Genomic DNA, 21,782 nt, shown 5'->3' on the forward strand with positions numbered 1-21,782 from the left:
GGATCATCCGGCCCCGTTGGCCCCGTCGGCCCCGTCGAGGATGCCGGGCAGCGCCTGGAGAAGCGCTTCCACCTCGTCGTCGCCGAGGTTCAGCGGCGGCATCAGCCGTACGACATCGGGGGCGGGCGCGTTCACCAGGAAGCCGGCGTCCTGAGCCGCCTGTTGCACCTGGGGCGCCAGCGGCTCGGTGAGCACGATACCCAGGAGGAGCCCCGCGCCCCGGACACGGTCGATCAGCGGGTGTCCGAGTGACTCGATCCCGTCCCGCAGCCTCTCGCTCTGCTGCTTGACGTTCTCCAGCAACCCGTCGTTCGCGATGGTGTCCAGGACGGCGAGACCGGCGGCGCACGCGACCGGGTTCCCCCCGAAGGTCGTCCCGTGGTGTCCCGGCTGGAGCAGTTCCGCGGCTCGTCCGAAGGCGACGGTCGCGCCGAGCGGCAGTCCGCCGCCGAGCTGCTTGGCGAGGGTGACGATGTCCGGCAGGACACCCTCGTGGGCCTGGTACTCGAACCAGTGCCCGGTGCGGCCGATCCCGGTCTGCACCTCGTCGAGGACCAGCAGCGCGCCCTTGGCCGCCGTGATCGCCCGGGCCGCCTTCAGATAGCCGGCCGGGGGCATCACCACGCCGTTCTCGCCCTGGACCGGCTCGATGACGACGAGCGCGGTGTCCTCGGTGACGGCGGCGTCCAGCGCCTGCGCGTCGCCGTATGGCACGTGCGTGACGTCACCGGGCAGCGGCAGGAAGGGGGTCTGCTTGGCGGGCTGGCCGGTGAGCGCGAGGGCGCCCATGGTCCGGCCGTGGAAGCCGCCCTCGGTGGCGACCATGTGGGTGCGTCCGGTGAGCCGGCCGATCTTGAAGGCGGCCTCGTTGGCCTCGGCTCCGGAGTTGCAGAAGAAGACCCTGCCCTCCCGGCCGAAGAGCTGGAGCAGTCGTTCGGCGAGCGTGACGGTCGGCTCGGCCATGAAGAAGTTGGAGATGTGACCGAGGGAGGCGATCTGCTTGCCGACGGCCTCGACGATCGCCGGGTGGGCGTGGCCGAGCGCGTTGGTGGCGATGCCGCCGACGAAGTCGAGGTACTGCTTTCCCTCGCTGTCCCAGACCTTGAGGCCCGCACCGCGGACGAGAGGGAGCCGCGGGGTGCCGTAGTTGTTCATGAGCGCGCCCTGCCAGCGCTGGGTGAGCTCCTGATTGTCGGTCATACGGCATCCCCCTCTTGCGCGTCCGGCACGACCATCGTGCCGATTCCTTCGTCGGTGAAGATCTCCAGCAGGATCGAGTGCTGGACCCGGCCGTCGATGACGCGGGCGGTGTTCACACCGTTGCGCACGGCGTGCAGACAGCCCTCCATCTTCGGGACCATGCCGGAGCTCAACTCCGGCAGCAGCTTCTCCAGTTGGGATGCGGTGAGGCGGCTGATCACCTCGTCGCTGTTGGGCCAGTCCTCGTAGAGGCCCTCGACGTCCGTGAGGACCATGAGGGTTTCGGCGTCAAGAGCAGCAGCGAGTGCCGCAGCCGCCGTATCAGCATTGACGTTGTAGACATGTCCGTCGTCCTGGCTCCGGGCGATCGATGAGACGACCGGGATGCGGCCGTCGGCGAGCAGTGCCTCGATCGCGCCCGTGTCGATCGCGGTGATCTCGCCCACCCGCCCGATGTCGACCAACTCGCCGTCGATCTCGGGCTGGTGCTTGGTGGCGGTGATGGTGTGCGCGTCCTCGCCGGTCAACCCGATGGCGAGCGGCCCGTGTTGGTTGAGCAGTCCGACCAGCTCGCGCTGGACCTGCCCGGCGAGCACCATGCGTACGACGTCCATGGCGTCCTCGGTGGTGACGCGCAGGCCGGCCTTGAACTCGCTGACGATGCCGTGCTTGTCGAGGGCGGCGCTGATCTGCGGGCCGCCGCCGTGCACGACGACCGGCTTGATGCCGGCGTGGTGCAGGAAGACGACGTCCTGGGCGAACGCGGCCTTCAGGTCCTCGTCGATCATGGCGTTGCCGCCGAACTTGATGACGACGGTCTTGCCGTTGTGCCGGACCAGCCAGGGCAGTGCCTCGATGAGGATCTGGGCCTTGGGGAGCGCGGTGTGCTTTCGCGTGGTGCTCATGACGAGTACGCGCTGTTCTCGTGGACGTAGTCGGCGGTGAGGTCGTTGGTCCAGATGGTGGCGGTCTCGGAGCCGGCCGCGAGGTCGGCGACGATGTGCACCTCGCGGTAGCGCATGTCGACCTCGTCGCGGTCCTCGCCGACGCCGCCGTTCTTGCAGACCCAGACGCCGTTGATGGCGACGTTCAACTGGTCCGGCTCGAAGGCGGCCTTCGTGGTGCCGATCGCGGAGAGCACGCGGCCCCAGTTGGGGTCCTCGCCGTGGATCGCGCACTTGAGGAGGTTGTTGCGGGCGATGGAGCGGCCCACCTCGACGGCGTCGTCCTCGCTCGCGGCGTTCACGACCTCGACCTTGATGTCCTTGCTGGCGCCCTCGGCGTCCCGGATCAGCTGCTGGCCGAGGTCGTCGCAGACCTGCCGTACGGCCTCCGCGAACTCCCCGTGTTCCGGGGTGACTTCGGAGGCGCCGGAGGCGAGCAGCAGCACGGTGTCGTTGGTGGACATGCAGCCGTCGGAGTCGACGCGGTCGAAGGTGGTCCGGGTCGCGGCCCGCAGGGCGCTGTCCAGGACGTCGCTCTCCAGGTCCGCGTCGGTGGTCAGGACGACCAGCATGGTGGCGAGGCCGGGGGCGAGCATGCCCGCGCCCTTGGCCATGCCGCCCACGGTCCAGCCGTCCTTGGTGACGACGGACGTCTTGTGGACGGTGTCGGTGGTCTTGATGGCGATGGCGGCCTTCTCACCGCCGTGCTCGGACAGTTGGGCCGCGACGGCCTCGACTCCGGGCAGGAGCTTGTCCATCGGGAGCAGGAGGCCGATGAGCCCGGTGGAGGCGACGGCGACCTCGCCCGCGCCGATCTCCAGTACCTCGGCGACCTTCTCGGCGGTGGCGTGCGTGTCCTGGAAGCCCTTCGGTCCCGTACAGGCGTTGGCGCCACCGGAGTTGAGGACGACCGCCGACAGCCGGCCGGCCTTGAGGACCTGCTCGGACCACAGCACCGGCGCGGCCTTCACGCGGTTGGAGGTGAAGACGCCGGCGGCGGCGCGACGGGGCCCGGTGTTGACCACGAGGGCCAGGTCCGGGTTGCCGTTCTCCTTGATTCCGGCGGCGATGCCCGCCGCCTGGAATCCCTTGGCTGCCGTGACGCTCACGGTGCGACTCCGATCGTGGAAAGACCCAGCTCCTCGGGGAATCCGAGGGCGATGTTCATGCTCTGGACGGCACCGCCCGCAGTGCCCTTGGTCAGGTTGTCGATGGCGCTGATCGCGATGATGCGGCCCACGGACTCGTCGAGGGCGACCTGCACCTGAACGCCGTTCGAACCCTGGACGGACGCCGTGGCGGGCCACTGGCCCTCGGGGAGCAGGTGGACGAAGGGCTCGTCGGCGAAGGCCTTCTCGTAGGCGGTGCGGACGGACTCGGCGGTGACGCCCGCCCTGGCCTGCGCGGAGCAGGTGGCGAGGATGCCGCGGGACATCGGCGCGAGGGTCGGGGTGAAGGAGACGCTCACCCTCGAACCGGCCGCCGCGCTGAGGTTCTGGATCATCTCGGGCGTGTGCCGGTGGCCCCCGCCGACGCCGTACGGCGACATGGAGCCCATGACCTCGCTGCCCAGCAGGTTGGGCTTGAGGGCCTTGCCCGCGCCGGAGGTGCCGGAGGCGGCGACGATCACGGCCTCGTGCTCGGCGAGGCCCGCGGCGTACGCCGGGAAGAGGGCGAGGGAGACGGCGGTCGGGTAGCAGCCGGGCACCGCGATGCGCTTGGACCCCTCCAGCACGGCGCGGGCACCCGGCAGTTCAGGAAGGCCGTACGGCCAGGTGCCGGCGTGCGCGGAGCCGTAGAACCTCTCCCAGTCGGCAGCGTCCTTCAGCCGGAAGTCGGCGCCCATGTCGACGACGAGGACGTCCGGGCCGAGCTGCTCGGCGACGGCGGCGGACTGCCCGTGGGGAAGGGCGAGGAAGACGACGTCGTGTCCGGCGAGGACGTCGGCCGTGGTCTCCTGAAGGATCCGGTCGGCCAGCGGCAGCAGATGGGGCTGGAGCGCACCGAGCCGCTGTCCGGCGTTGGAGTTGCCGGTCAGGGCGCCGATCTCGACCTCGGGGTGCGCCAGGAGCAGCCGCAGGGCCTCACCGCCCGCATATCCACTCGCTCCGGCCACTGCCGCACGTACCGCCATGTCATCCTCCTCCTGGACGGCATGACTATACGTACGCATGCACGTTTATGCAAGAACAGGGGGCGGGGAACGGGTGCGCGGGTGTGCCGCTCGCGGCGGGGAAACTGTTCGTGTGCAACTCCCCGCCGAAGCCATGGCCACCACCTCGCTGATCGAGGTCGTACGGATCTCCGCCCTCCCGGTCGCACCGGGCGCCCCGTACCCCGGCAGGGCGGTCGCCCACTGGGCCGGGGACGAGGCGGCCGACGCCCTGACACTGATCGGAGCCCTGCCCGGCAGTGCGCAGCACCGCTGCGGCTTCTCCCCGGGCTGGAGCATTCGCGCCTACGACGACTCCCTCGATCTGCCTCTCTTCGAGGCGGCGTTCTGCTTCAGCTGCCACGAGATCCGCATGCACGGAACAGCCGTCCCGCCCTCGCTGACCACGCAGTTCTTCGACGCGGACACTCGGTCGGCTCAGGCACTCCTGACCCTTTTCCGCGCGGCCACGCCCTGATTCCCCGGGCCGGCCGGGTTCCGCCGCCGGCCGGAGGACTCGGCGCTTTAGAATCGCCGCCATGCCCTTGCGACCGGTGATGGTGAACATCAAGGCTCTCGATGCCCCGGCGGTCGGCCGGTTCTGGGCGCAGGCGCTCGGCTGGACCGCTCACAGCCCCGGTGCGACCACCTACGTCGGCCCCGGCAGCACTCTCGTCTGGCCGGACCCGGTCGCCCTCGGCATCGACGTCGTCCCCGTTCCGGAGCCCCGGACGACGCCGAAGAACCGTGTGCACCTCGACCTCGCCACCACCTCCCGGGCCCATCAGGCCGAGCTGGTCGCGCGTCTGGAGGCCCTCGGCGCGACGCCCGCCCACGTGGGCCAGGGTGACGTCCCGTGGACGGTCCTCGCCGACCCCGAGGGCAACGAGTTCTGTGTGCTGGAGCCCCGGGAGGTCTACCGGGACACCGGGCCGGTCGCCGCGGTGGTGGTCGACTGCGCCGATCCGCGTGCCATGGGCCGGTTCTGGGGCACGGCGACCGACTGGACCCTGCACGAGGTGACCGACGACCAGGCGGTGCTGCGCTCCGCCGGGGGCGGCGGCCCGTATCTGGAGTTCCTCCGCACGCCCGGCGAGCAGACCGGGCCGGACCGCGTCCATCTCGACCTGCTGCCGTACCCCGGTGACGACAAGGCGGCGGAGGTGGCCCGGCTGCGGGCCCTCGGCGCCACCGACCTCGACGTCGGCCAGGGCGACGTCCCGTGGACCTGCCTGGCCGACCCGGAGGGCCACGAGTTCTGCGTCCTCGCCCCGTCCTGACCCGCAGCCCGGACCGACCGGGGGACCACGTCACCCTGTCCGTTCCGCCTCCCGTCGGCGGCGGACGGCGCTGAAGACGCCGAGCGCGACGAGAGAGGCGAGTGAGCCGGCACCGACGGCCGTGCCCAGCCGGAGACCCGGCGGGTGGAAGGTGCAGGTGACAGTCCCCGGCTCCCCGGCCAGCGGTACGGCGATCAGCCCGTGGTACTCCCCCGCACGGACGGCGGGACCGTCGCCCGCGGCGCAGCGCCAGCCCGCGATCCGGGGCGCCGCCAGGACGGCGATCCCTCGGCTGCCCGCCGGGAGCTCGGCCCGGACCGTGCCGCCGGAGCCGGAGACGGTCACCTCGGTGGCTCCGGTGGCCGTGAGCTGTCGTGCGGCGGCGCGCAGTCGCCCGGTGTCCAGACATCCGACGGCATCGTCCGGGACGACCCCCAGGCGGCTCGGCGCCAGCTCGATGGTCAGCCGCCCGGAATCCGGGACCGTACCGAGACGCTGCATGGCGGCGATCTTGGTGAGGGGCCGCCAGTCGGCCCGGAACCGCCCGGTCAGGCCATGGGCGGAGGGGCCCGTGAGCCGGGCGGTGCCCGCGAAATGCGGTGCCCAGAGGTAGATCTCGCTCCCCGCCCGACACTGCGCGGCGATCGTCGCCTTTCGGCCGATGCGCACACCCTGCCGCTGGTCGGTGCTGCGGTCCGGTCGCCTCCCGGCGCTGTTGCGGACCGTGAGGCGGGGCACGGTGTAGACGCGGGAGCCCAGCAGGAGCTCCTGGTTGCGGTAGGGCGACGGCCCGAACGCGGGGCCTGCGGCGGACGGCCGTACCGTCACCAGGGGCGGGACGGCCTCCCTCGTCACGGTCACCCCGCTGCCGTCCTGGGGGAACCAGTTCTGGTGCGGGTCGGGCGGGGAGTGCACCCGGGCGCCGACGGAGAAGATCACGTCCGTCACCGCGTTGTCCAGGCTCTGCAGGCTGCGGCCCCCGGAGGTCCAGCCGCCGCCGAGGGCGGTGAGCGTACTGCTGAGCACGGCGGAGGTGTGGCTGCTGTAGTACTGGGCGCCCTGCCCGCCGACCTCCAACGGGTCGTTGCCGACGGTCGGTTCCCGGCCCGGGTCGGTCCGGTAGCGGGGCCAGCCGTCGGCCCGCGCGACCGCGTCCGCCTGTTGCTGCTGCCGGTCGCCCCAGGGGGCGTAGTCGTCCATGTGCCCGAACCGCATCCGGGTGGCCACGGCCGAGGTGGCGGTGGCCTCACCGAGCTGCGCTCCGACGAGCAGTACGGCGGCGAGCGCAGCCGGTGCCATGCGCAGCACCGGGCGGTCACGGCCGAGCAGGAGCAGCCCGAGCAGCGCGCCCGCGGCGGCCAGGAGGAACACCGGCCAGGCGAAGGAACGGACCAGCTGGCTGCCGCTCGCGACGAGCGCGATCAGGGTGAGCAGGACGGCGGCCGCGCCCAGGGCCCGCCGGTCGAGGGGGCCGTAGGAGAGCGTGTGCCAGGCGGCGATCACCAGCAGCGCGCACACCACGAAGGCCTGGCGGTACGAACTGCCCTGCGGCTCGGCGAAGGCGTGCCAGAGCAGGTGGGTCGGGCCCCACTGCATCGACGCGGTCACGACGACCACCAGCAGTGTCCACCCGGCGCGCACCCTGCGGGGAGCCGCCCTGTGGAAGGGCAGGGCGAGGGCGAGCAGCAGGGCCGTGGTGCCGACGTAAAGCGCCGGGGAGCCGAAGCTGTACGTCGTCGGCAGCAGCCGGGCCAGCAGGTCCGTCGTGCCCACCGGAGCGAAGTGCGTGAACCTGCCCACGGAGGCGTGCGCGCTGCCGAAGTACACGACCGTCACCACGGGTGCGGCCAGGCCCATGCCGAGCGCGAAGGTCAGGACGGCGCGGCCCGCCGCGGTGAGCCCGCGGCGGCGCGGGAGGCCGGCGAGCCACAGCCGCAGCAGGAACACGAGAGCGGCCGCGAGGGTGGCCATGTACGCGGTGTAGAAGTTGGCGACCCAGACGGCCGTCACGACCAGCACCCCGACGAGAGGGCGTCGGCCGTCCAGGATCCACTCGCCGACCAGGCACAGCAGTGGCAGGGCGATCAGCCCGTCGAGCCACATGAGGTTGTACGAGGCGGTCGCCACCGTCCATCCGCACAGGGCGTAGGACGCGCCGAGCAGGCCGGCCGCCCACCAGCGCCCGGGGCGCAGCCGCAGCAGCAGGCAGGCCATGGCGGCCCCGGCGCACGCGATCTTCAGCACGGTGATGACGTACACCGCGAGGTCGATCTCGGCCCTCGGGAACACCGCCACCAGCGGGGCGAACGGGCTGGTGAGGTAGGTGCCGAGGTCGGGCAGGAAGCTGGTGCCGAATCCCGACTGCCAGTTGACGAGGAGCCCGCCGGTGGCCCGCCCGTGCAGCAGGTCCCACAGGTGGGCGTGGAACGGCACGTACTGGTTGCCCAGGTCGTTGACGTTCCGCGTGCGTGGGCCGAAGGGCCGGCTGCGGGCGACGGCGTCGGCCGCGCAGAGCACGACGACGGTGATCGCCGCCGCGAACAGGGCAGCCCGCGCCGGTTCACGCGCCGGTCGCGGTGCGGGTGGGTGCGGGCGGTCGCCGACGACGTCGTCCGCGGTCCTCGGTCCGGACGGGACGGTCGGTCGCACGCCCTGGTCACTGGTGGTCAATTCAGGCCCCCGTCCGGGGCTTTCACCCCGTGCGTTGTTGCTGCGACGGTTTAGACGGGGGGTGAATACGGTTGGTTGTGCCACCAGCGATGGCCGTGAAGTGAATTCCGCGCGACCCGGAAGCCAACTCCGGCACAGGGGGACGCACCCGGCCGCGCGACCTACGACGGAGGAGTCGACATGAGCGAGAGCACCACCCGCGAGGAGCGTTTCGAGCGAGGCCTGGAGATGCTGGGGAGCGTCAACCCCGAGGTCGGGCAGCGGATTCTGGACTCGCTCGCCGACATCAGCCCGGAGATGGGCCACCAAATCGTCGCCTGGGGGTTCGGCGAGATCTACTCCCGGCCACAGCTCGTACCCCGTGACCGCCAGCTGGTCACGCTGGGCATGCTCACCGCGCTCGGCGGCTGCGAGGCCCAGCTGGAGGTGCACATCCACACGGCGCTGAACGTGGGTCTTACCCCCGAGCAGATCGTGGAGGCGCTGCTGCAGTCGGCCGGTTACTGCGGTTTCCCGAGGGCCCTCAACGCGATGGCGGTGGCGAAGAAGGTCCTCGCCGAGCGTGGGCTGCTGCCCGTCGGACAGCACCCCACGGCGGACGGACCGGCTACCTCTGCCTGATCCTGAGGAAGGTGACCGAGTTCGCCGGGAAGGTGTACGAGAACTTCCCGGCGACCCCGTCGAAGGTGGACGTCACCGGGGCGACCGCGGTCGACGTCTCGCTGTTCACGGCGTCCGGCGCGGCCGCCAGGGTGGTCACCCGGGCTCGGGACGCGACCTTGGCACGGCCCAGGTCGATCGCCGTACGGGCCGCCGCGTCCTGGGCGTTGACGACCTTGACGATCAGGTCACCGGTCTTCTGGTCCCTGGTGGCGACCTGGCGGAACGGCTCGGCCGGCTTGTCGTCGGTGAAGCTGCCCCACTCCTGTCCGTCGAGGTAGAGGGTCACCTGGCGGCCCCGCACCTTGACGTCCACGTCGTAGGCGCGGCCCGTCTCGACCGATCCGGCCTTGGAGATGAGCGTCGACTTGCCGCCGTCCACGGCCTGTTCGACGGCGGACTGGGTGTTGTTCCAGCCGCCGAGGTTCCACCAGTAGTAGTTGCCGGTGTCCTTGACGCCGAAGGCGACGAGGAAGCCCTCCTTGCCGGACTTCTTGGTGGCCTTCACATGGAGGTCGTAGTCGTGCCAGCTCGGGTCGCCGGCCGAGACCATGGTGTTCTCGGCGTTCACGTCGCTCTGCACGTACTGCCCGTCCTGGACGCTCCAGCTGCCGCCGCCGGTGTGGGTCCACCGCCCGGCGTCACCGCTGAAGTCGTCGGTGAGCAGCGCGGTCCCGTCGGCGCCGGTGACCTTCACATCGTCGTAGGCCGCCGTGGTCGCCCAGGTCGACAGGCCGACGGCGCCGCTGATCGGGGCGAGCAGCGAGGGCGTGCCGGTGGCGGTGGAGGGCACCACGCGGTCGCCGACGTTGTTCATGAACAGCTTCTGGACCTCGTAGTTGGCGGAGTTCCAGGAGGCGTGGTTGTTGAACCAGACCAGGTCCGGGCGCCACTGGACGTAGTCCTCGTTGGCGAACAGCGGTGCGTAGGAGGCGAGTTTGACGACGTCGGCGTTGCGTTCCAGGCCGGTCATGAACGCGGCCTCGGTGAGGCCGTTCTTGAAGGTGTTGCCCTGGGACGCGTACTCGCCGAGGAAGACCTTCGGGCCACTGCGGTCGTAGGAGTCGTAGCGGTCGTTGTTCTGAAGGAACCACTGCGGGCTGTTGTAGTAGTGCTCGTCGACCATGTCGACCTTGGCGTCCTTGTTGAGCTGCCAGGCCGTGTCGAAGGTCGAACCGGAGTCGTCAGGACCGGAGTTGGAGATCACCTGGACGTCCGGGTGCTTCGCCTGGATGGCGGCGCGGAACTCCTTGAACCGGGCGAAGAACTCGTTCGGCAGGTTCTCCTCGTTGCCGACCTCGATGTGCGTGAGGTTGAACGGCTTGGGGTGCCCCATCCGGGCGCGCACCTTGCCCCACGTGGAGCTCGCCGGTGCGTTGGCGAACTCGATGAGGTCGAGGGTGTCCTGGATGTGCCGCTTGAGCAGTGCCTCGTCGGCGACGGCCTGGTTCTGGCCGCAGCCGGTGACCAGGGCGGGGACGACGGGCAGCGGCATGGCGCCGATGTCCTCGGAGAGGCGGAAGTACTCGTAGTAGCCGAGGCCGTAACTCTGGTTGTACCCCCAGACGTTGGAGTTGGTGGCGCGCTGCTCGACCGGGCCGACGGTGTCCTTCCACTGGTAATCCTGCCGCACCCTTCTGACCTGGGCTTACGGAGGCTGAAACGGCTGTGACCTGCTAGGACGGGTTGCAGAGGCGATCGGAGGCAGTCAGAGGGAAACGCTCTGATTCGACCCCGGTTCGACCCGGGTCGCTCGGAGGCAGTCAGAGGCGATCCCTCTACAACTCGCCTCCGGGAGACCCGAGTTGACGGAGATCGATCAGGAGCGGCAACCTCGACGGCTCTCTGCTCCCGCCTTGGTCGAGTTGCGATGGGGACGCCTGCCTCCTGAACGGAGCCAGGCATACGAATGCCTCCAGGACGGCAGTCCTGGAGGCATCGCTGGCACCGGTCGGAGGTCGGTTCCGGGTACCACCCGTGGTTTTAGCGGGCCTGGGTGGCACCCTCGTCTTTGCGAGACGACCTCACCGTGCCCCAACACAGTCATCAGGCACAACCACACCGGCAGACAACTGAACCGCTCGACCGCCTGGGCCTTCACCGGCTTCGCCCGGCTGCGGCCGACCTCGTCCTTCTCGGGGATCTCACCGGCCGCTACGCGACCGGCAGTTACAGCAGACTCGGCTCCGACGGCCGCACCGTGGTCGCGCGTCAGGACCGGGAGGGTGCGGCCGGGCACGGGCACCGCATCACGGCGGCCATCGCCTGCCATGTCGCCCGGTCCGGCGGCACCATCGACGAGCTGACCCGGCTGTTGCTGCACCCCGACCACGACGGTGGCCGACATGCTCAGCACATCGCGCTGCGTTCGGGGCAGGCACGCGCCCTGGACTACATCCGCCGGGTGTGGGCCAGCGCCTCGGCCGTGGTCACTGGAACGCGCGTGCTGGAGTCGCGTCACCACGCCTACGAGGTCCTCGCCGCGCTGCGGGATCGCATCGAGACCACGCCCTGGCGCGGCGAGCGAGGACGGACCGCACTGCGGGTGCTGCGGGCCCATCTGAGCTTCGCCGAGACCGCCGGCGGCCCGCTGCACCACGCCAGCGAGCGGCAGACCGCGGAGGAAGCAGGGATCTCCCGGACGACGCTGCGCGCGGTCTACGAGACGGTCCTCAAACCAGAAGGCTGGCTGCGTCGTCTGCGGGTCGGTCACAGCCGGGAAGGCTCCACCTGGTACCTCGACCACGCCGGCACGGGTAACCCTCGTGCCCGCGCTTCACTGTCTCGTTCCCGGACCACTCAGTACCCCCCCGACCTGGCACTTGAGGAGTGGACCACCCCTGAGACAGGCATGACGGCCGACATCGACTCCACCGTCGTCGCCCGCCTGATGGGCCACGACGCCTTCGCCCGCCACGGTCTCGGCAGCTCCGCCCTCATGGTCATCGGGGCACTGCACGTCCAGCCTGCCCAGACGGTCAGCGATCTTGTCTCTACGGCCTCGGTGTCCCGGGCCACTGCCTACCGGACCTTGCGGCGCCTGGCCGACCACGGTCTCGTCCACCACGACGGCGAGACCTGGACGCTCGCCCCGCGCGCCGTGGAGGGCTTCGGTCTCAGCCCTCTGGATGCCGCTTCGCAACCAGGCACACGTCCAGCACTGGGGTGGGAGGGCATCGCCCGGTTCTACGGCACGGCGGGTACCGCGGTCCGACGCAGGACGCTGCATGCAGCCGAGCGAGCGGCCTACCGGGAGGCACTGGACCGCCTCGCGGAGCACCGCAGCAAAGCTGTGGTGATCGTCCGCGACGGGCGCCAGGTCCTGGTCCCGGCACCCCGGCCCGATGAGATCCCATCCACGTGGCAGAGCACGGGCGGACGCGTCCTCGACCCGGCCACCGGCCGGCCTGCCGCCGACTGGCGCATCGCCACGGACGGCCGGCTGATCCTCATCACCCCTGCCGACCAGCGCAGTTACGACGAACTGGCCGCCGCCCATGCCGAAGCCCTCAGCGAATGGAACTCCGCAGCATGAACCCACACCCCCCGAGCACACCCGCCGACGATGAAATACCGGCTCTTCAGTCTCTGCGTGAACGGTATGAAGCCGGTACCACGGTCCAGGAACTCATGGCTGTCAGCGGCCTGTCGTACGGCACGCTCCTCAACCGGCTGCACGAGGCCGGGACCGTGATGCGCACCTCGTGGCAGACCCGCCGCATGCGCGCGGACCCCGAAGCGCGCCAACGACTCGCCGACCATCTGCGCACCCTCTACGAGCAGCACGGCGCGACCCTCACCGAACTCGCCTCAGCCGCGGGAGAGACGAGGACCGTCGCGCGAGGCCTGCTCGTCGAGGCCGGCGGCACCGTGCGCACGACGCAGCAGACGCTGCAGATCCGCTTCGCAGCGCGGGCCGCCGAGCGGCAGAAGCTCGCGCAGTCGTTGCGGGCGAAGTACGAGGCGGGGGCCACGGTTCCGGAACTCGCTAAGGAGTGCAGGTACTCCGTCGGCACGGTCTACCGGCTCCTGCACCAGGCGGGCACTCGCATGCGGGCCAAGCACCGCCACGGACCCGCTCGCCGTACGCAGAGGCGGTCATGAACCCCCGCCCTCTTGCGGATCCTCCCGGCGGAGCCGTTCGCCTCAAGTGCCCACCCGCTCACCATCCCAGCCACAGCTGCGTGCCGAGGGCCCCTCCCTCCGCTTGGCAACGCCCGAAGAACGTGTCGACGCCGTCGACAGCCCGACCAAGATCAACACTCCAATTAATGTTGAGGAGATCAAGCACACGTGAACGAGAACACCCGTCACAAGACCCTGGCCGCGGCCACGGCGAGCGTCTGGGAGGCGTTCGTCATCGTCGTCGGCATGCTCAAGGGCGGCACCGGCAAGACCACCTCCGCCTGGTTCATCGCCCTCTACTACGCCGTCGTCCTCGACCTGCCCACCCTGCTGCTGGACGCCGACGCGACGAGCCAGTCCGCCTACGACTGGTTCAAGGTCGCCCAGGCCGCCGGCTTCGAGATCCCCGCCAACCTGGTGGTCGAGCGGTATCCGTTCGAGGACATCGCCGAGTACATCCGTGACAAGCGCGCCGAGTTCGGCGCGATCGTGGTCGACGCCGGCGGCGGCAGCGCCAAGTTGTTCCACGAGGCCGTCACCGAGGCGAACCTGCTGCTCGTGCCGGTCGCCCCCACCAAGATCGAACGCCGCAAGCTCGTCGCCACCTTCGACGAGGCCGAGCGCGCCGCCGCCCGCAACGAGCACGGCGTCACTGCCCACGTCGTCATGGTCAAGGCCGACGACCGCACCGCTCTTCCCCGCAACGCCCGCGAGAACCTCCTGGAGCCTCGCGAGGGCGAAGGCATCGGCCCCGACCGCGACGAACCCTTCCCCCTCGCCGACACCGTCATCCACGCCTGGGTCCACTACATGGAGGCCTTCGGCGAGATCCCCACCGAACTGAGCGAATACGCCGAGCTGATGAAGGAGCTGAGCGCGGCATGACCGACAAGAGCGAAAGGCCGAAGCCTCCCCGCCGTACCGGTCGCACCCTCGGTGCAACCAGGACGACGACGTCCCCTCCTCCGCCTCCCCCGTCTGCCGAACTCACCCCCGAGCAGTTCGCCGCCGAACGGGCCACCGCCCAGAGCGAATCCAATACCGCCGCGCAGACCGCACCTTCCGTCGTTCCCGACGAGGGAACTGTGCAGGCCCGCGCTGCGACGGTGCCCGAGGTGTCGGAGGCCTCCATCCAGCCCGGTGCCGGGGCTGTACCAGGGGAGCCCGCGCAGGATGCTGCCCCGAGCGTGCGGGCTGCTCTAACCCCCGCAGAGCGCGAGGCGGGCACGGGCTCCGTCAGGGAACCGGTGGAGCAGTCGCCAGCCGTTCAGCCGGAAACGTCTGCCGATCAGGCCGCCCTGTCGGCCGATTCCACTTCCCAGCCGGGGCCGTCTCCCATCACTTCCCGGGCGCCCAGCACGGCTCCGGCTGCCGAACTGGCCGTCCGCACGACGCATCCCGCTACAGCAGCCGGTACGGCGTTCCCCATGCGGGATGACAGCCCTGCGGGTCACCAGGAAGAAGAACCGCGCACGCAGGAAGCCAGCAATGGAGCGCCCTACGCGCACGGTTCGGGCCGTCCGAAGGACATTCCCGAGGCTGCTGTCGTTCTCAACCAGCGCATGATCACGCGCGAAAGCCTCGACTCGTCGGTCCCCGCCGCGTTGAAGCTGAAGAGACGGATCAAGCGATTCGCGCTGGACAACGAGCTCGATCATCTGCCGATCGGTGACATCGTCGCCGTCGCGCTGGACGACTGGCTCACCGCGCGCGGCTTCTGAGACACGCGCCACCGAGGTGGCCGCGAACGCTCGTCTCGTTCGCGGCCACCCGTCCGCCCGACTATTCCACTAGTCCACTAGGCGGCTAGCTAGCCGCCTAGTGGATCCCATCGGAGTGCTCCGTGCCCGACCTCTCGCACCACGCTCATCAACTGCGCGCCATAGCGGACGCTCTCGAAGCGCAGTCCGACACGTCCGCCGACCCCTTGGCCCCCCACGCAGACACACTGGAGATCATCAACACCCGCCACACCAGCCGGGGGCAAATCAACTACGCCGTCCCCGACGGCCTTCAAATTCAGCGACGCATCCGGCGCTACCACGCGGACCGCGGAATTCAGCACGGAGACATCGTCGCGCTGGCACTCGACGCGTTCCTTCGCGCCAAGGGCTACCCGCCCGATCTCAACGCCGCCAACACGGACGCCACGTGAGCACAACGAACTATCAGCTTCTGCTGGAAGACAGCGCTCCTCGGTCCCGCCCAGCAGAGCCGACCGCCGAGCAGTGGCGCCGTGCTGGTCGCGCTGTTCCTGTGCGCGGGCATCCTGCGCGTCGGCCGGCCGTTTGGCCTCGGCGGCTGATCGACGGCATACGGTTGCGAGTCCAGACCGGTGTTCCCTGGCGGGATGTGCCCATCAAGTACGGGCCGTTGGGCCGGGTCTGCGACCTGTTTCGCCGGTGGCCGGTGACGGCCCGTACGCCGAGGGGCGGCCCCGGCCGGGATGGCTGGGACTGGCGTCACGACGTACATCACCGGAACACGCCTGCACGGGCCAGCCGCAGTCCGGCTGCCGCACGCAACGGCGGCGTTTGACCACTTCACGACTACGGACGGAGGGTCCGGGAGAGCGCGAGAGGGCTGCGGCCCTCTCGTCAAGACGACCTGCACGCCTGGACCGTGGCCTGCAGGTTTCGCGGGATTGCCGTGCTGCGCGATAGACAGTATTTGAGATGCCGGTGCGTTCCACTTCTTGATCAGACTAATGGCCGTTGGATAGGCTCCACCGATACGGTGGGCGACGCACGGGGAACATCCTGTGTGCAGCCACCGGCGGGGGGGGTGGGCTGTGTCTGACTCGATAGCCGTGCCGACGGGTGTCCAGCCAATCAGCTTCGACGTGCACGCAGTCCGCGGGGGAAGTCCCGGCGGAGCCCGTGACGACTTCGAAACGATGATCGCTCAGCTTGCCGCCGCGACGGCCCCAAACGTACGGTCCATCGCTGCCAACCCAGGCGACTGGGGTATCGACGCCTTCGCCGGGAACCTCGGCGGAGCGATCACAGTGTGGCAGTCCAAATACTTCATGCCGGTCACCACCAAGAAGCACGTGCAGCAGGTCAAAGACTCGCTCGACAACGTGCTGAAGGCAGCCGTCAAGAACGGCCACACCATCGCCAGCTGGATTCTGTGCATCCCCTCCAGCATGGACGGCCCCATGACCGCATGGTGGGACACGTGGACGAAGGCGAGGGAGAAGGAGCACAGCCTCGTCATCCAACTCTGGGACGAGACCGCCCTCCGGAAGAAGCTGCTTAGCCCCGAGGGCGACGACGTGCGTCGCGGCTTCTACGAGACGTACGCTCAGGCCGCCTCCGGACCTGCAGCCGTGGAGCACCTTCGGCTGGTACTCGACGTTGAGGACGACAAGGCAGCCGCCCTTGGCTCCGCTTTGTTCATTCGGCAGATGACCGAGGCCGGCCACGTAGAGCTGGACTCGGCCAAGAAGCAGTTCTTCAATGCCGACCTGGTGGCTCGCGAGATCGCGCACAAGGATGTTCCGGCGGAGGTGGCGGCGCTCAGCTCCGCCGATGCGACGCTCCACGGTCTATGGGAGATGCAGTTCAACGAATGCGTGGCCGAGGACGCGCTTCGCGTTCTCCACCCCCGTGTCTGGCGGGATGTACGCAACGAGCACGACAAACTGCCGAAGTCGCTCCGCCTGGAGCTGGTGCACAGCTGGGGGCTGGTCCACCGGCTCGTGGACAACCGCAAGGCTGGCTGGGTCAAACACTGGCGGCAGATCGCCGCCGAGCACTCCAACGGCTGACCGCCATCGCCTGTCCTGTCAGACCTACGAGGGGTTCGCTGTGGAAGCACACCGGCCGGTGATGATGCCGGAGGACGAGGTGACCTTCCGGCTGGCGCAGCTGCTGCTGCTCCTCGACGCTGTCGCCGGACAGGACGCGAAGGGGGCGAGCCTGGAGCGCATCGGCTATTACGACTTCCTGTCGGCGAATCCCTTCCTCGTCGTCGATTCCGACGGCCGGGAGGGCAATATGCTCAGGCTGGCCGGGTTCGATCCGCAGGTGCTCTCGTACGCGTCCTCCTCGCAGCGCTTCACCAGCCGACGCGAACGCATCCAGCACGACCTTGGACTGCTCGTGGCCTACGGGTGTTGCGAAGTCCACAACAGCAACGGCGCCTTCGCCTATTCGATCAGCAACCGCGGCCGGGAACTCGGGGCTCGTTTCACCGCCACCTACGCCGCGTCGTTCACCACTGCGGCGTCCATCGTCGTGCGTAGCCTCCGCAAGCTCAGCGACAAGGCACTGCGGGAGCAGACCGCACGGTGGCTCCGGCCGGATGGAGAGGGCGGCCCCGGTGCCGCGCTCCTGAGCGTGCTGGGTCCGGGACCGCAGGCACCTGCCATGCCCTGGGAGGGATGACCACCATGCAGCCTCTGCCTGGCATCCGGATCCGGCACCTGCGCCTTGTCGGCGTCAGCCGGAACTACGACGTCGATTTCACGCACGACCAGCGGGTGCAGGGCCTGTCCGTGGTGGCCGGGGCATTCAGCTCGGGCAAGACCGCGGTGTTGGAGTTCATCGCCTACGGCCTCGGTGGGAAGCGCCATCCACGGCATCCCGAGGTGCTGCGGAAGGTTCGTTCCTGCCTTCTGGAAGTCGAGCTGTCCGGCGAACCGCACGTCATCGAGCGGCCCGTCGGGGAGCCGTCGAAGGTCGCCTACGTACGCCGGGGGACGCTGGACAGCCCGCCGCTCTCCAAGCCTGAGAGCAGGACGATCGAGCCGGCGGGAGCGCCCGAGAGCCTCTCCGCTCTGCTGCTGGGGCACTGCAAGCTCGAAGGCGTCCAGCTGCGGGAGGCCCCCTCCAGCCGTGAGTCCCGGACCGACCCCCTGAGCATCCGCGACCTCATGAACCTCGCGTTTCTTCCCAACGAGCGCATCGCCTCCAAGAACTTCCTGTTCGAGAACGAATACATGAAGAAGCACAAGCTGAAGCAGGTGGTCGACGTCGTCTTCGGCGTTCACGACGACCGTGCCGTCGAGCTTGGGCAACGCATCAAGGAACTGGGGGCCCGACTCACCCATGCACGCTCCGAACTCGCCTCAGCACGGGCGTTCGTCGACGAGCAGGACATTCCCGCGGTCGGCGCGCTGATCGCTGAGCAATACGAAGGCGAACTGCGGGAGCTGACCGAGCAGCTAGGGGTCCTCGACGAGGCAGCACAAGCCGGCACCACCTTCGCCGGGCGCCTGCGCCGCGAGCACCAGCAAGCTGCCCAGCGCGCCCGGCGAGCCGCCGGCGTGGTACGTGACTGCGAGACGCAACTCACCCGGATGATGCCGCTGCGGGCGCAGTACGCGGACGACCTCGTCAAGCTCAATATGCTGGCCGAAGCACATCGCCTGTTCGACCCCCTCAGCGTCACGACATGCCCGGCGTGCCTGAACCGGCTGCCAGCTCCCCCGTCTGCAGAGAACGGCTCGTGCAGTCTGTGCAGCCACGAACTGCCCCACGGCGACGGGCACCTGACGCTCGGCACCGCCACAACCGAGCACTCGTCGGATGAAGGGCGGCTGAATGTCGCGGCCGAGGTCAGGGCCACCAAGGCCCGATTGAAGGAGATCACTGCCTACGTTGAGGATCTGGACAGGTCGCTCGCCACGTTGAAGCTCCAGGCAGAAGAAGCCGCCATCGAAGAAGAACGTGCCGCAGCTGCGGTCGATGAAGCCACTTCGCCCACCGTCACCCCGTTCCTCGCTGCTCGCGACGACCTCCAGCGCCGACGCGAGGAAGTCCTCCGTCATCTCCAGCACGCCGAGAACGGGACAAAGCTTCAGGCTGGCCTGGAGAAGCGCGCCGCGCTCGTGGAGCGGCAGGAGGCACAGATCGAACGCCTGCGGGAGGAACGCGACCGGCTGGGAGATGCCGCACAGGACCGGGACCTGGTCGTCGGCCGAATCAGCGGCCGGTACAGCGACCTCCTGCGGCAGTGGCGCTACCCGAAACTCAGCCAGCCGATGATCGACACGAACCTGGTTCCTCACGTACGCGGCGACTCCTATCGCGAGGCATCATCCGGCGCCCGAACACTCCTGACCCTGGCCTGGCAGCTGGCCGTCTTCGAAGTGGCCGTCGAAACATCCGCCTCCCACCCCGGCTTCCTCATGATCGACAGCCCGCAGAAGAATTTGGGCCACGGCGCCACCCGGGACGCGGTAATCGCAGACGCGATCGCCATCGACGACTTCTACCGCCACCTGACCAGCTGGCTGGCTGAACAGGGGGCCGGTGCCCAGGTGATCATCGTCGACAACAGTCCGCCCGTGCTGGTGGAAGAGAACGTGGTGGTCCGGTACAGCCGCAACGAGGACCGGCCCCCCTACGGGCTGATCGACGACGAGACCACCACAGACGAAGGCGGCCCCGAATAACCTCCTCACTGCCGACCTTGTGTGGTGGGTCCAGAATCGGTAGCCGTACGGGAGGTGCGCCTGGGACCGACCCGATCCCGGCCCAGGCGCACCCGGGATCGACGCCCACCGCTGCCTGCCCCGTGTGGCTCGGCAGGTCGGAGGTGCCGCGTCACGGATCACACCTTGGCGAACATCCCGTTGAGTCGGCAGCGTGACCGCTAAGCGCTCATCAGCGCCCCACCGGCCGGGCAGGCTTCGAGTGGGCGCGGAGGCGTCAGCCGAGACCGAGGTGAGCGGCCACCTCCGTGTACAGGTCGGCAACTGCCGCCGGGGTTCCGTGGGGGTAGCGGGCAGCGAAGAGGGCGCCCACCCGCGGCTTGCTGTTGGTGTCCCTCTGCGCCTGATCCAGGACTTGAGGGTCCAGGCGGCGCAGGTACGCCTCCAGTTCGCCGGACTTGCTGCCGTCGTCGCCGAACCGGTCGGCGAGGGTGAACACGCCCGCGGTCTTCCAGTAGGCGCTCCAGGCCGCGAAGTCGTTCGCGTCGTCGGGCGGGTCGAGGGGTAGAAGGTGCCGCTTGGCAAGCTGTTTGGCGAGTGGGCTGGTGCCGCGAAGAGCTGGCCCGTCGGCGACGACGGCCCAGGGGATACCGAAGGCGGTGAGGTAGTTGATGTAGCCCCCGAAGTTGCTCTGGCCCCCGACGTCCAGCAGCGGAACGTTGGCCGCCTCCGGCCCTGACCCCGTGGCGGTATTCCACCATTGGCCCAGGGCACCGGTCTCCGACGCACCCTCGCAGAGGATCACGGCGCGGGCGAAGAGCAAGGCTCTGGTATCGGCGGCGGCCAGGTTCTGGATCCAGCCGGCCAGATCCGAAGCGGTCGTGGCAGGGACGCGCCGGACAGTGGTCGCTCCGTCCGGCCCGGGAGCCAGGCGGACGATGCGGTTGAGGTCGGCCGCCGTGGCCACCGGGACCAGGTCCGCGCTGTGAGTGATCAGGAGGGCCTGTACATCGCGCAGGGCGGTCGTGGCGATTCGTCGCTGCATGGTCGGATGCAACTGGACCGCCGGTTCGTCCAAGACGATGACGCGGCCCGGCCCGCGCGCTGTCAGGACCGCCAGCAGGACGGCCTCCTGCAGTCCAGCACCGCTGAACTCGGCACGGCGCTCACCGTGGCCCGCGTCGATCATGACGTCGATGGCCATGCCGTCGGTCTCGGCCGATGCCTGGACTTCCAGGTGCGCCCCGGTGATGGTGTGAAACATCCTCTGGGCACGACAGAAACCCTCGCGCTGTTCACGTGCACCGTTCTTGAGCCTGTACAACTCGGCCGAGACGCGGCTGCCGTCGCTCAGGTCGAGGGGGCTTGCCAGTTCGTCGAGGGAGAAGTGCCGGCGCGCGGGCAGACGCCGGTTGGCGGTCACCGAGACGCCCGCGGCCCAGATCTTAGCGAGCACGGCGTCGAAGGACACGGAATGCTGCTCGGTCAGCCCCAGTACTTGGGCGAGTGCGGTCAGCGAGGCGGGCCGGGGGCCGGATCCGTCGTTGAGCGTGGGCACGTTGAACGCGATGGGATGCTCGAACCCGTCCTCCAGGACGGCGGGGAAGTCGACCAGCGCAGGCGCGGGAGGCGGTCCTCCCACGGGTGCCGGGCGCGGAGCGAGCATCTCGTGCAAGGTGGTCACCTGGCCGACGGCTGGGGTCTTCCAACCCTGGGCTGCTCCGGTGCGGAGCTGCTGCTGACAAGGCCCCTCCAACTGAATGTGGAAGACGTCCTTGCCGTGGTTGAACTGCCAGGCGCAGGACCAGCCCGGCTGCCGGTGGGAGTCGAAGTCCAGCCGGAGTGTGCCGTGGAACAGTGCGGCCACCGAGTCAGCGGTGATGCTGGCCTCGGCGCTCTGCTCGAAGTCCTCGGTGGTGGGACCTTCCGCGCCTGCGTTCCGGCTGCCGATGCCGATGTACGAGGCCTTCACGAACGCGGTGACCAGGTCCCGTTCCCACCGCTGGTCCAGCTCGAAGGAGACCGTCAGCGTGAAGGCGTGGGCCTCATTGTGACCGGCCTGCTCGTACAGTGAGAGCAACTCGCGCTGCTCCGGGGCACGGTGGCGGCTCAGGAATGTGGATACCGCGCTGAGAACCTGGCACAGGTTCGACTTACCCGCAGCGTTGGGGCCAGTGACCACGGTCAGCCCCTGGCCCATTTCAACGCTCAGCTCAGCGAAGGACAAGAAGTCCTGTGCCGTGATCTCGCTGATCCTCACCCTGGGCCCCGCCCGTCTCTTGGCTGCTGGCGACGATCCTTCCAGAACCTGCAGAGTCCGACCGTCAGAGCGCAGACGTTGGTTCCACGAAGTCTTCGAACACCAGACC

General features: G+C 69.4%; 18 protein-coding genes and 1 pseudogene. 12 read left to right on the forward strand and 7 right to left on the reverse strand.

Features of this window, described 5'->3' with window-relative positions; genetic code table 11:
* Positions 1 to 3: 3 nt before the first annotated feature.
* From ACZ48Z_RS01060 to argC, 4 genes are read right to left on the reverse strand one after another with little or no spacing between them, the layout of a single operon-like run.
* Positions 4 to 1,200 carry an acetylornithine transaminase gene (locus ACZ48Z_RS01060; protein WP_468733667.1) on the reverse strand — a complete coding sequence of 399 codons (1,197 nt, stop codon included), beginning with the start codon at positions 1,198 to 1,200 and terminating at the stop codon, positions 4 to 6.
* Positions 1,197 to 2,105 (reverse strand): acetylglutamate kinase, encoded by a 909-nt coding sequence (argB, locus tag ACZ48Z_RS01065; RefSeq protein WP_468733668.1) that lies wholly within the window; start codon positions 2,103 to 2,105, stop codon positions 1,197 to 1,199. The genes ACZ48Z_RS01060 and argB overlap by 4 nt, the downstream gene beginning before the upstream one ends.
* Positions 2,102 to 3,253 carry a bifunctional glutamate N-acetyltransferase/amino-acid acetyltransferase ArgJ gene (gene argJ / locus ACZ48Z_RS01070; RefSeq protein WP_468733669.1) on the reverse strand — a complete coding sequence of 384 codons (1,152 nt, stop codon included), beginning with the start codon at positions 3,251 to 3,253 and terminating at the stop codon, positions 2,102 to 2,104. The genes argB and argJ overlap by 4 nt, the downstream gene beginning before the upstream one ends.
* Positions 3,250 to 4,278 carry an N-acetyl-gamma-glutamyl-phosphate reductase gene (argC, locus tag ACZ48Z_RS01075; protein ID WP_468733670.1) on the reverse strand — a complete coding sequence of 343 codons (1,029 nt, stop codon included), beginning with the start codon at positions 4,276 to 4,278 and terminating at the stop codon, positions 3,250 to 3,252. Before argC ends, argJ begins: the two co-directional genes overlap by 4 nt.
* A 112-nt stretch (positions 4,279 to 4,390) precedes the next feature.
* On the opposite strand from argC, the gene ACZ48Z_RS01080 reads away from it, so the two are divergent.
* Positions 4,391 to 4,774 carry a hypothetical protein gene (locus ACZ48Z_RS01080; protein ID WP_468733671.1) on the forward strand — a complete coding sequence of 128 codons (384 nt, stop codon included), beginning with the start codon at positions 4,391 to 4,393 and terminating at the stop codon, positions 4,772 to 4,774.
* Positions 4,775 to 4,835: 61 nt separating this feature from the next.
* Complete coding sequence (locus ACZ48Z_RS01085) at positions 4,836 to 5,576, forward strand: VOC family protein (protein ID WP_468733672.1); 741 nt, start codon at positions 4,836 to 4,838, stop codon at positions 5,574 to 5,576.
* Positions 5,577 to 5,606: 30 nt separating this feature from the next.
* Here the strand turns inward: ACZ48Z_RS01085 and ACZ48Z_RS01090 are convergent, their stop codons facing one another.
* Positions 5,607 to 8,225 (reverse strand): YfhO family protein, encoded by a 2,619-nt coding sequence (locus ACZ48Z_RS01090; RefSeq protein WP_468733988.1) that lies wholly within the window; start codon positions 8,223 to 8,225, stop codon positions 5,607 to 5,609.
* Positions 8,226 to 8,426: 201 nt separating this feature from the next.
* Here ACZ48Z_RS01090 and ACZ48Z_RS01095 point away from each other — a divergent pair, with 201 nt between their 5' ends.
* On the forward strand, positions 8,427 to 8,867 hold the full coding sequence (locus ACZ48Z_RS01095) for a carboxymuconolactone decarboxylase family protein (protein ID WP_468733673.1): 441 nt from the start codon (positions 8,427 to 8,429) through the stop codon (positions 8,865 to 8,867).
* On the opposite strand, the pseudogene ACZ48Z_RS01100 reads toward ACZ48Z_RS01095, so the two are convergent.
* Positions 8,854 to 10,536 (reverse strand): annotated as a pseudogene (locus tag ACZ48Z_RS01100) (alpha-L-arabinofuranosidase C-terminal domain-containing protein); the annotation flags it as partial. The gene ACZ48Z_RS01095 and the pseudogene ACZ48Z_RS01100 sit on opposite strands and share 14 nt — an antisense overlap.
* Before the next feature lie 399 nt (positions 10,537 to 10,935).
* On the opposite strand from ACZ48Z_RS01100, the gene ACZ48Z_RS01105 reads away from it, so the two are divergent.
* The 9 genes from ACZ48Z_RS01105 to ACZ48Z_RS01145 all read left to right on the forward strand — a co-directional run bounded on the left by ACZ48Z_RS01105 (position 10,936) and on the right by ACZ48Z_RS01145 (position 19,434).
* Positions 10,936 to 12,441, forward strand: coding sequence for a helix-turn-helix domain-containing protein (locus ACZ48Z_RS01105; protein WP_468733674.1), 1,506 nt, complete (start codon positions 10,936 to 10,938; stop codon positions 12,439 to 12,441).
* Positions 12,438 to 13,010, forward strand: a complete 573-nt coding sequence (locus ACZ48Z_RS01110; protein WP_468733675.1) for a helix-turn-helix domain-containing protein — start codon at positions 12,438 to 12,440, stop codon at positions 13,008 to 13,010. Before ACZ48Z_RS01105 ends, ACZ48Z_RS01110 begins: the two co-directional genes overlap by 4 nt.
* A gap of 189 nt (positions 13,011 to 13,199) precedes the next feature.
* Positions 13,200 to 13,916, forward strand: a complete 717-nt coding sequence (locus tag ACZ48Z_RS01115; protein ID WP_468733676.1) for a ParA family protein — start codon at positions 13,200 to 13,202, stop codon at positions 13,914 to 13,916.
* Positions 13,913 to 14,752, forward strand: a complete 840-nt coding sequence (locus tag ACZ48Z_RS01120) for a hypothetical protein (protein ID WP_468733677.1) — start codon at positions 13,913 to 13,915, stop codon at positions 14,750 to 14,752. Before ACZ48Z_RS01115 ends, ACZ48Z_RS01120 begins: the two co-directional genes overlap by 4 nt.
* Before the next feature lie 122 nt (positions 14,753 to 14,874).
* Positions 14,875 to 15,186, forward strand: coding sequence for a hypothetical protein (locus ACZ48Z_RS01125; protein WP_468733678.1), 312 nt, complete (start codon positions 14,875 to 14,877; stop codon positions 15,184 to 15,186).
* Positions 15,183 to 15,569, forward strand: a complete 387-nt coding sequence (locus ACZ48Z_RS01130; RefSeq protein WP_468733679.1) for a transposase — start codon at positions 15,183 to 15,185, stop codon at positions 15,567 to 15,569. Before ACZ48Z_RS01125 ends, ACZ48Z_RS01130 begins: the two co-directional genes overlap by 4 nt.
* A gap of 253 nt (positions 15,570 to 15,822) precedes the next feature.
* Positions 15,823 to 16,803, forward strand: a complete 981-nt coding sequence (locus ACZ48Z_RS01135; protein ID WP_468733680.1) for a serine/threonine protein kinase — start codon at positions 15,823 to 15,825, stop codon at positions 16,801 to 16,803.
* A 40-nt stretch (positions 16,804 to 16,843) separates the two neighbouring features.
* The gene (locus ACZ48Z_RS01140) at positions 16,844 to 17,422 is read left to right on the forward strand and encodes an ABC-three component system middle component 2 (protein WP_468733681.1); all 579 of its coding nucleotides are present in this window, start codon (positions 16,844 to 16,846) and stop codon (positions 17,420 to 17,422) included.
* Positions 17,419 to 19,434, forward strand: a complete 2,016-nt coding sequence (locus tag ACZ48Z_RS01145; RefSeq protein ID WP_468733682.1) for a DNA recombination protein RecN — start codon at positions 17,419 to 17,421, stop codon at positions 19,432 to 19,434. Before ACZ48Z_RS01140 ends, ACZ48Z_RS01145 begins: the two co-directional genes overlap by 4 nt.
* A 256-nt stretch (positions 19,435 to 19,690) precedes the next feature.
* Here ACZ48Z_RS01145 and ACZ48Z_RS01150 read toward each other — a convergent pair whose 3' ends face one another.
* Positions 19,691 to 21,493, reverse strand: coding sequence for an ATP-dependent nuclease (locus ACZ48Z_RS01150; protein WP_468733683.1), 1,803 nt, complete (start codon positions 21,491 to 21,493; stop codon positions 19,691 to 19,693).
* Positions 21,494 to 21,782: the final 289 nt, after the last annotated feature.

It is taken from the genome of Streptomyces sp. NPDC031225 (assembly GCF_055570355.1).